Here is a 9,309-nt window from a genome sequence, read left to right as displayed (position 1 = left end):
AGCAGCCCCAAGAACTGAAGTTTTAACGGAATAGTACATTATGTCGGCGACTCAAAATTACGGCACTGGCCGTCGCAAGACCGCAACCGCACGCGTTTTCCTGCGTCCGGGTACTGGTAACATCTCCATCAACAACCGTTCGCTGGAAAACTTCTTCGGTCGTGAAACTGCCCGCATGGTAGTTCGCCAGCCGCTGGAGCTGACTGAGACTGTCGAGAAGTTCGACATCTACGTCACCGTGATCGGCGGTGGTGTAAGTGGTCAAGCTGGCGCAATCCGCCACGGTATCACTCGCGCTCTGATGGACTACGACGAAACCCTGCGTGGCGCTCTGCGCAAAGCTGGCTTCGTTACTCGCGACGCCCGTGAAGTTGAACGTAAGAAAGTTGGTCTGCGTAAAGCGCGTAAGCGTCCGCAGTACTCGAAGCGTTAATTCCGCTTTCGCGTTCAAAAAGAACGCCCGCCTCCTCACGGAAGCGGGCGTTTTTTTATGCCTGCGATTTATCAAAGAATTGCGCTGCGACAACTTGCCACTTCTGTAGACCCCCTATACTGCAAGGCTTGAGGGTATGAGCTCCGGGTAATTCCCTTGTCAGAATTGGGGCTTTTCATTACCATCTCGGCAAAATTTTTATAAGTAACATTGATTTATTTAGTAGATGCCTGATTTAACAGGCCACAAAAGCTGATGGGAGAGGACTGAATGAGCAATGACGGCGTGAATGCAGGCCGGCGTCGCTTCTTGGTAGCAGCCACATCCGTGGTGGGTGCTGCAGGAGCGGTGGGGGCTGCGGTCGCGTTCGTGGGGTCATCGTTTCCCAGTGCCAAGGCGAAAGCCGCTGGTGCACCGGTGAAAGTGAATGTCAGCAAAATCGAGCCAGGACAGCAGATGATTGCTGAGTGGCGCGGCCAGCCGGTGTTCATTGTCCGCCGTACCGAGGAAATTCTGGGGAATCTCAAGAAGATCGAGGGCCAGCTCTCCGATCCGACCTCCAAAAACTCCACGCAACCCACCTATGTCGACCCTGAGGTGCGCTCGATCAAGCCGGAAATTCTGTTGCTGATCGGGATCTGCACGCACCTGGGTTGCTCACCAACCTTCCGTCCCGAAGTGGCACCTGCGGATCTGGGTAAAGACTGGGTCGGTGGCTATTTCTGCCCTTGCCACGGTTCCCACTACGATCTGGCTGGCCGCGTCTACAAGTCGCAACCTGCGCCTTTGAACCTGCCAGTTCCCCCGCATTCCTATGAGACCGATGACCTGATTGTCATTGGCGTCGATACGGAGAAAGCGTGATGAGCAAATTCATGGATTGGGTTGATGCGCGCTTTCCTGCGACCAAAATGTGGGAAGACCATCTCAGCAAGTATTACGCTCCAAAAAACTTCAACTTTTTCTACTTCTTCGGCTCCCTGGCGCTGCTGGTGCTGGTCAACCAGCTCGTCACCGGTGTCTGGCTGACGATGAGCTACACGCCATCGGCAGAAGAGGCTTTTGCGTCCGTCGAAGGCATCATGCGTGACGTCAATCACGGTTCGATCTTGCGCCTGCTGCACGCTGTCGGCGCTTCGATGTTCTTCATCGTGGTGTATCTGCACATGTTCCGTGGTCTGCTTTACGGTTCGTACCAGAAACCGCGCGAGCTGGTCTGGGTGTTCGGCATGCTGATTTACCTGGCGCTGATGGCCGAAGCCTTCATGGGTTACCTGCTGCCATGGGGTCAGATGTCCTACTGGGGCGCCCAGGTGATCATCTCGCTGTTCGGTGCGATTCCCGTCATCGGTAACGACCTGACCCAGTGGATCCGTGGTGACTATCTGATCTCCGGGATCACCTTGAACCGCTTCTTCGCCTTGCACGTTGTCGCGCTGCCAATCGTGATTCTCGGTCTGGTGGTGTTGCACATTCTGGCGTTGCACGAAGTGGGTTCGAACAACCCTGACGGCGTCGATATCAAGAAGCACAAAGACGAAAACGGCATCCCGCTGGACGGCATTGCCTTCCACCCGTACTACACCGTGAAGGACATTGTCGGTGTTGTGGTGTTCTTGTTTATCTTCTGCTTTATCGTGTTCTTTTTCCCGGAAATGGGCGGCTACTTCCTCGAAAAACCAAACTTCGAGCAAGCTAACCCGTTCAAGACGCCTGAGCACATTGCCCCGGTTTGGTACTTCACGCCGTTCTACGCCATCCTGCGTGCGATTCCGGACAAACTCATGGGTGTTATCGCCATGGGCGCCTCGATTGCCTTGCTGTTCGTGCTGCCGTGGCTCGATCGCAGCCCGGTGAAATCGATGCGCTACAAAGGCTGGATGAGCAAAATCTGGCTGGTGGTGTTCTGCATTTCGTTCGTTATTCTCGGCATTCTTGGCGTTCTTGCGCCGACTCCGGGGCGAACCTTGCTGTCGCAGGTCTGCACCTTCCTGTACTTCGCCTACTTCATTCTGATGCCGTTCTACACCCGGCTCGAGAAGACCAAACCGGTTCCGGAAAGGGTGACTGGCTGATGAAAAAGTTATTTTTTGCTCTGATTTTTGCTGCTCTGCCTGTCTTGTCTTTCGCCGCTGAACACGGTGGTCCGGAGCTGGAAAAGGTCGACATTGACGTCTCCGACAAGGCTGCCTTGCAGGATGGTGCGCGTACCTTTGCCAACTATTGCATGGGTTGCCACAGTGCCAAGTTCCAGCGTTACGAGCGGGTTGCCGATGACCTCGGTATCCCTCACGAACTGATGCTGGAAAAACTGGTGTTCACCGGCGCGAAAATCGGCGATCACATGAACATTGGCATGCAGCCAGCCGACGCCAAGACCTGGTTTGGCGCGGCGCCACCGGACCTGACGCTGGTGGCGCGCGTGCGCGGCACCGACTGGCTCTACGGTTATCTGCATTCGTTCTACGAAGATCCTGCGCGTCCATGGGGCGTGAACAACAAGGTCTTCCCGAACGTCGGCATGCCTAACGTACTGGTCGGCCTGCAAGGTCGTCAGGTCGTGGGTTGCAAACAGGTGCAGATCGTCGAGGATGGCAAAAAGCAATACGATCCGCTGACCGGCACGCCTTTGACCCATGAAGCGTGTGATCAGCTGACCATCGTGCCGAAGACCGGTACTCAGAATGCAGAGCAGTTCGATGAGACGGTCAAGAATCTGGTAACCTTCCTGGCTTACTCGGCTAACCCGGTTAAGCTGCAACATCAGCGCATCGGTACTTATGTCTTGCTGTACCTGGCGTTCTTCTTTGTGTTCGCCTACCTGCTCAAGCGTGAATACTGGAAAGACGTGCACTGATACGCTTCAAGCATTGCTGTTAATCGCGCGCGCCCAAGGGCGCCTCCGGTAACACAAGATCTGGCTCGCCAGGTGTTGTGGGAGGCGCCCTCTGGGCGCGCGCGTTTTTCCGGTTCCGACAAATTCAACAAGCGAGGAGGATCGCCATGGGCGTGACCAATCGGTTGGCCTGTTACTCCGACCCCGCCGACCACTATTCCCACCGAGTGCGCATCGTGCTTGCAGAGAAGGGTGTCAGCGCCGAAATCATTTATGTGGAAGCTGGTCGTCAGCCGCCTAAACTGATTGAGGTGAACCCTTACGGCAGTCTGCCGACGCTGGTCGATCGTGACCTGGCGTTGTGGGAGTCGACCGTGGTGATGGAATATCTGGATGAGCGTTACCCGCACCCGCCATTGATGCCGGTTTATCCGGTAGCGCGTGCCAACAGCCGTCTGCTGATTCACCGTATTCAGCGAGACTGGTGTGGTCTGGTGGATCTGATCCTGGATCCGAAAAGCAAGGAGGCCGCGCGAGTCGTGGCGCGCAAGGAATTGCGAGAAAGCCTGACGGGCGTGTCGCCGCTGTTCGCCGACAAGCCATTTTTCCTCAGTGAGGAACAAAGTCTGGTGGATTGCTGCCTATTGCCAATACTCTGGCGTTTGCCGATTCTGGGTATTGAACTGCCGCGGCCAGCCAAGCCGCTGCTTGATTACATGGAGCGCCAGTTTGCGCGTGAGGCTTTCCAGGCGAGTCTGTCTGGTGTCGAACGCGATATGCGCTAAGGCTTAAGGAGCCGCTATGAACTCCAGTCGACCTTATCTGGTCCGCGCGCTCTACGAGTGGATTGTTGATAACGATTGCACCCCGCACATGCTGGTCAATTCCGAATACCCGGCGGTGCAGGTGCCGCAGGGTTTTGCCAGTGACGGGCAGATTGTCCTGAACATCTCGCCGAGCGCCGTGCGTCATCTGCACATGGACAACGACGTGGTGACCTTTGAAGGTCGCTTCGGTGGCGTTCCACACAGCTTGTATGTGCCGATCAGCGCGATTCTGGGCATCTATGCCCGGGAGAACGGTCAAGGCATGGTGTTCGATCTCGAATCACCGATGGATGACGAAGACGACATCGAGCTGGGTGACGACCAGCCGCCACCGGACAGTGAGCCACCGCGTCCAAGCGGCCGGCCAAGTCTGAAAGTGGTGAAATAAAAAAAGGCGATCCGGATGGATCGCCTTTTTCATGCGCGTCTCAAAACTGCATGCGCATCGCCAAACTGTAGGAGCTTGCGGCAGCTCCTGCACAGAGTTGTGTGTCAGTCGATGTATTCGAAGAGTTTGACGATCTTCTGCACCCCGGAAACCCCCTGAACCAGGTTGGTCGCCTGAGTGGCTTCCTGTTTGGTCAGCAGGCCCAGCAGGTAGACGATGCCGTTCTCGGTCACGACCTTGATGCGCGAGCCAGGGATGCTGGCGTCGGTGAGCATCTGTGTCTTGATCTTGGAGGTCAGCCAGGTGTCGTTCTGGCGCGCCAGGAAGCCGGACGGCGGTATGACTTGCAGTTCGTTATGAACGGTTTTTACCCGTTGGACGGCGGCTGCCGCTTGCTCGGCCTTGGCTTTCAAGTCTGCGCGAGGCGTTTGACCGGCCAGCAAGACAACTCCGTTGAAACTGGTGACGACGATGTGCGAATCGTTGTCCAGGGCCGGGTCGGCTTTGGCCACGTTCACGCCCACTTTGGTTTCGATCAACGAATCGTCGATCTTGCTGCCGAAGGTGCGGGTGCCACGGTCGTCATCGATCGGTGCTTCACGGCTGGCGTTCACCACCGAGGTGCAACCGCTGATGCCGAGGCACAGGGTCAAGGCCAGAAGGCCAAGGCGATTAGGGGTCATTCTTCACTCCCGAACAGTTGGCTGTCGATCAGATCGCAGAGGCAATGGATCGCCAGCAAGTGGACTTCTTGAATACGTGCAGTGACATTGGCCGGTACGCGAATCTCGACGTCCTCGGGCAACAGCAGCGACGCCATGCCGCCGCCATCGCGTCCGGTCAAAGCTACGACAATCATTTCGCGATCATGTGCGGCCTGGATCGCTTGAATAATGTTTGCCGAGTTGCCGCTGGTCGAAATCGCCAGCAGGACATCGCCTGGCTGACCGAGCGCGCGGATCTGTTTGGAGAACACTTCGTTGTAGCTGTAGTCGTTGGCGATCGAGGTGATTGTCGACGTGTCGGTAGTCAAGGCGATAGCCGGCAGGCTCGGGCGCTCGCGCTCGAAGCGGTTGAGCAGCTCGGACGAGAAGTGCTGCGCGTCGCCGGCCGAGCCGCCGTTGCCGCACGAGAGCATTTTGCCTTCGTTGAGCAGGGCGTTGACCATGATCTGGCTGGCTTGCTCGATGTGCGGTGCAAGTACGTCCATCGCCTGTTGCTTGGTGTCGATACTGGCCTGGAAAAGCTGGCGAATTCGGGATTGCATGTCCATCTGTGTGACCTTAAGTAGCGCGGCTATTCGGCACATGAATGTGCAGCCCGCAAAGCAAAGAGCAAAATTTGTCGGTGGGATTGTCCGGGTAGCAACGCCGGCGATCAACTGTCGAAAGCATTCTGCAACCAGTTCAGCTGATCCGGATGGCAGTCGATCGCCACCACATCGAAGCGGCAAGGGGAATTGGCCCAACGCGATTCGCGTTGAAGAAAATACTGCGCAGCGAAAATCAGTTTCTGCTGCTTGCGCCCGTCGATGCTAGCGAGCGCGCCACCCCATTGAGTGTTTTTTCTGTAGCGAACTTCAACGAATACTACTGTATCGCCATCAAGCATGACCAGATCAAGCTCGCCGCGTTTACATAACCAGTTCTGTGCAAGCAGCTGCAACCCCTGGTTTTGCAGATGCTCGAGCGCCTGGCGCTCGGCATCCTTGCCGCTCTGCGAGCGTGACCTGTCAGGCATTAGCGCGGGGTGTCCGGCAGGCGCTGAACCTGGCCGCTGACGAACTGCGCCCAAGGCAATTGACGCACAACGCGTTGGGTCTGGGTCATGCCGAGGCTGCCCGATTCACCGTCGATGCGGCTGTCCGGCAGGGCTTTGAGTTGGCCCAGGCGCGGTGCCAGGCGATAGGCGTCAACACCCATCGCGTACAGGCGGCCGAGGCTGCCAGCGGCTTGCGGCCACTGTGCAACCACTTGCTGACGCAGTGGGTCGCTGGTGTCCAGCAGCCATGGAGTTTCGCAGAAGCGAATGCCGTTCATATCGTTGTACTGGTTGACGTCGCCGCTGGCACTGTACACGTGCGAGGTTGCGTAGACCGGAACGTCACCGGCGTACTGGAAGTTCAGGGTCGGTTTGATCTGTTGCGCCTGTTGCGGCGTGGCGGCAAGGAAGATGAACTCGATGTCCTGACGACGCGAGGGCTGTGCGGCGACGTTGGTGCCAGCGGCATTCTGCAGGCTCTTGGCGCGGGCTTCGCTCTGACGTAGCTGGAACATGTCAGCGATCTGCTGGGCCAGTTGCACCGGCTGATCGACGCGTTCGGTGGCAACAATGCTGCCGCCGTTGGCTTGCCAGTCCTGGCTGAAGGCACGCAGTACACGGTCGCCCCATTCGCCTTTCGGCACCATGATCGCGGCGCGGTGCAAGCCATCGGCACGAGCGCGGCGCGACACTTCGCGGGCTTCGTCTTCAGCGGCCAGACCAAACTGGAACAGCTGCGCCGGGCCCTGATCGCCTTCGCTGTAGTTCAGCGCGAGGGTGGTGATCGGCAGTTGCGGGCGAGTGCTCAGTTGTTTGACCAGTGGTTTTTCCAGTGGGCCAACGACCAGTTGCACGCCGTCAGCCTGAGCCTTGCGGTAGAACTCGTCCATCGAAGTCAGCTTCGAGCTGTCGTAGAACTCGATCGCTGGTGGCTTCTGCCCGGCCTGTTGTGCCTGATAGTGCGCAGCCATGAAACCTTCACGCAGCGCCTTGCCAACGGCGGCCAGTTGGCCGTCCTGCGGCAGCAGCAGGGCGATTTTGCTCAGAGGCTGGCTGGCCAGCTCCTTGAGTTTGGTCAGCGGCAGCGGCAGGTTGATCGCGGCCGGGTGCTTTGGATTCTGCGCCCGCCAGGTGTCGATCGCGGCTTGCTGCTGTTCCAGCGTACCGGCGGATTTCACTGCCAGCGCCAGGCCCATCCAGCCGCCGAGATCGTCGGTGGTGTTCGGTTGCAGTTGGTCGGACGGCAGCGAGCCAATCAGGGTCCAGATCGCTTCGTGGTTCTTGCTCGCGGCTTCGCCTTGCAGCATCGGCGCGATGAACACGCGCTCGCGAGCGGCTGCGAGCGTCTGACCGTCGGCTTCAAGGGCGCGGGCGTGAACGGTGCCGGTGCGCACTTGCTGCTCTTCAGGCATCTCGCCCAAGTGTTGCAGGCTTGGATGGCTCAGGGCAGTCAGCGCGGCTTTCGGCTGATTGCGGGTCATGGCCAGCTCGGCATTCAGCGTGCTGGCGAAAATCTGCTGGCCTGGCTTCAGTTGCTCCATCGGCACTTGTTGCAGGATTTGCGCGGACTGTCCGGCGTTGCCTTGGCGATAAGCCAGATCCGCCGCGCTGAGGCGCAACAGGGCGGCTTTTTCCGGGGTTTTCGCCTGGGTCGCCTGTTCGAGCAGTTGCTCGATGCTGGCATCCGGGGTCCGTGGAAGTTCGCCAAGGCTGGAGGAAGGGGAGCTGGCGCAAGCCGCCAACAGGGCAGCGAGGCAGAGGGCAGTGAACAGCCGCAGGCAAGCGATCATGTAAGTGTTCCTGATACTCGATCAAATTAGCGTCGAATTGTACCCAAGCACTGGCCGGGGCGCGATGTTAGTGGCGTGAAACGAACGATTTAGCTGTAGTAAATGTTGCGATGGTGCGTAACCACGAGGAAAACCGTGGTGGGTCGAAGCGCGTCGCAAGCCTCGTGTCGCGCTACAATGGCCGCTTTTACCGATCACGAGGTGTGCGCTTTGACTGCTCCAGGTTCCCTGAATTCCGCTGCTGGCTCGCTTTATGTGGTGGCGACGCCCATCGGCAACCTGGACGACATCAGCGCCCGGGCCCTGAAAATCCTCCGTGAAGTGGCATTGATCGCTGCTGAAGACACTCGTCACTCGGCGCGCCTGATGCAGCACTTCGGGATTGCCACGCCGCTGGCTGCGTGTCACGAACATAACGAACGAGATGAAGGTAGTCGCTTTATTACCCGTTTGCTGGCGGGCGACAACGTTGCGCTGATCTCCGATGCCGGCACGCCGCTGATTTCCGATCCGGGTTATCACTTGGTACGGCAGGCCCGTGCTGCCGGGATCAATGTTGTGCCGGTGCCGGGTGCTTGTGCATTGATTGCTGCGCTATCAGCGGCGGGGCTGCCGTCCGATCGTTTTATCTTTGAAGGCTTCTTGCCAGCCAAGTCGGTCGGACGCAAGGCGCGGCTGGCAGCTGTTAAAGAAGAACCGCGGACTTTGATTTTCTATGAAGCCCCGCACCGCATTCTTGAATGTCTGCAGGATATGGAAGAAGTGTTTGGTGGTGAGCGTCAGGCATTGCTTGCCCGTGAAATCACTAAAACCTTCGAGACGCTCAAGGGCCTGCCGTTGGCTGAGCTGCGCGCATTTGTTGAATCCGACAGTAATCAGCAGCGCGGCGAATGCGTCGTGCTGGTGGCGGGCTGGACCGCGCCGGAGTCTGAAGACACCGTCAGCAGCGAGGCGATGCGGGTGCTCGATCTGTTGCTCGAAGAGATGCCGCTCAAGCGTGCTGCTGCCTTGGCTGCGCAGATCACTGGCGAGCGCAAAAACGTGCTGTATCAGGTCGCGCTGGATAAACAGAAGGGCGAGTAACCCGTCGCGCAGACAGGTTTTGCGGCTATTAGCGCTTGTTCTTCGGGCGCTCTGCCGTTAACCTTCGCGGCGGAGAGTCGATCGGACAGTCGCTGCCCTCTATGAAAATTAGGGGGGGGAGGAAAGTCCGGGCTCCATAGGGCGAAGTGCCAGGTAATGCCTGGGATGCGTGAGCCTTCGTAATGTGGCAC

At 58.1% G+C, this 9,309-nt stretch carries 11 protein-coding genes and 1 other RNA gene (1 of these 12 cut by a window edge); 8 read left to right on the top strand and 4 right to left on the bottom strand.

What is annotated here, in order from left to right:
- Positions 1-40: 40 nt before the first annotated feature.
- The 6 genes from rpsI (at position 41) to ACIPIZ_RS24240 (ending at position 4,484) form a co-directional block, all read left to right on the top strand.
- The gene (gene rpsI, locus ACIPIZ_RS24265; protein WP_008080273.1) at positions 41-433 is read left to right on the top strand and encodes a 30S ribosomal protein S9; all 393 of its coding nucleotides are present in this window, start codon (positions 41-43) and stop codon (positions 431-433) included.
- A 270-nt stretch (positions 434-703) separates the two neighbouring features.
- Positions 704-1,297: a ubiquinol-cytochrome c reductase iron-sulfur subunit gene (gene petA, locus ACIPIZ_RS24260; RefSeq protein WP_401167896.1), complete on the top strand. Its 594-nt coding sequence runs from the start codon at positions 704-706 to the stop codon at positions 1,295-1,297.
- On the top strand, positions 1,297-2,508 hold the full coding sequence (locus ACIPIZ_RS24255) for a cytochrome bc complex cytochrome b subunit (protein ID WP_064392874.1): 1,212 nt from the start codon (positions 1,297-1,299) through the stop codon (positions 2,506-2,508). The genes petA and ACIPIZ_RS24255 overlap by 1 nt, the downstream gene beginning before the upstream one ends.
- Complete coding sequence (locus tag ACIPIZ_RS24250) at positions 2,508-3,290, top strand: cytochrome c1 (RefSeq protein WP_064392873.1); 783 nt, start codon at positions 2,508-2,510, stop codon at positions 3,288-3,290. Before ACIPIZ_RS24255 ends, ACIPIZ_RS24250 begins: the two co-directional genes overlap by 1 nt.
- A 146-nt stretch (positions 3,291-3,436) precedes the next feature.
- Entirely contained in the window at positions 3,437-4,054 is a 618-nt protein-coding gene (locus tag ACIPIZ_RS24245; protein ID WP_007961620.1) for a glutathione S-transferase N-terminal domain-containing protein, read from the top strand.
- Between the two features lie 16 nt (positions 4,055-4,070).
- Entirely contained in the window at positions 4,071-4,484 is a 414-nt protein-coding gene (locus ACIPIZ_RS24240; protein WP_236427821.1) for a ClpXP protease specificity-enhancing factor, read from the top strand.
- Positions 4,485-4,588: 104 nt separating this feature from the next.
- Here the strand turns inward: ACIPIZ_RS24240 and ACIPIZ_RS24235 are convergent, their stop codons facing one another.
- From ACIPIZ_RS24235 to ACIPIZ_RS24220, 4 genes are all read right to left on the bottom strand, one after another.
- Complete coding sequence (locus tag ACIPIZ_RS24235) at positions 4,589-5,167, bottom strand: BON domain-containing protein (RefSeq protein ID WP_007917023.1); 579 nt, start codon at positions 5,165-5,167, stop codon at positions 4,589-4,591.
- Complete coding sequence (locus ACIPIZ_RS24230) at positions 5,164-5,757, bottom strand: phosphoheptose isomerase (protein ID WP_008082788.1); 594 nt, start codon at positions 5,755-5,757, stop codon at positions 5,164-5,166. Before ACIPIZ_RS24230 ends, ACIPIZ_RS24235 begins: the two co-directional genes overlap by 4 nt.
- 104 nt (positions 5,758-5,861) lie before the next feature.
- Positions 5,862-6,224, bottom strand: a complete 363-nt coding sequence (locus ACIPIZ_RS24225; RefSeq protein ID WP_105708795.1) for a YraN family protein — start codon at positions 6,222-6,224, stop codon at positions 5,862-5,864.
- Positions 6,224-8,035 (bottom strand): penicillin-binding protein activator, encoded by a 1,812-nt coding sequence (locus ACIPIZ_RS24220; RefSeq protein ID WP_064392870.1) that lies wholly within the window; start codon positions 8,033-8,035, stop codon positions 6,224-6,226. Before ACIPIZ_RS24220 ends, ACIPIZ_RS24225 begins: the two co-directional genes overlap by 1 nt.
- A gap of 177 nt (positions 8,036-8,212) precedes the next feature.
- On the opposite strand from ACIPIZ_RS24220, the gene rsmI reads away from it, so the two are divergent.
- Both rsmI and rnpB read left to right on the top strand, forming a co-directional pair.
- On the top strand, positions 8,213-9,118 hold the full coding sequence (rsmI, locus tag ACIPIZ_RS24215) for a 16S rRNA (cytidine(1402)-2'-O)-methyltransferase (protein WP_064392869.1): 906 nt from the start codon (positions 8,213-8,215) through the stop codon (positions 9,116-9,118).
- Positions 9,119-9,191: 73 nt separating this feature from the next.
- An RNA gene (gene rnpB, locus ACIPIZ_RS24210) (RNase P RNA component class A) lies at positions 9,192-9,309 on the top strand; it runs 133 nt beyond the window's last position.

It is taken from the genome of Pseudomonas sp. NPDC087690 (assembly GCF_044743175.1).
In the GTDB taxonomy this organism is placed as follows: Bacteria; Pseudomonadota; Gammaproteobacteria; order Pseudomonadales; family Pseudomonadaceae; genus Aquipseudomonas.
Note: the sequence above shows the minus strand (reverse complement) of the source record. Positions and strands in the feature narration are given on the sequence as shown.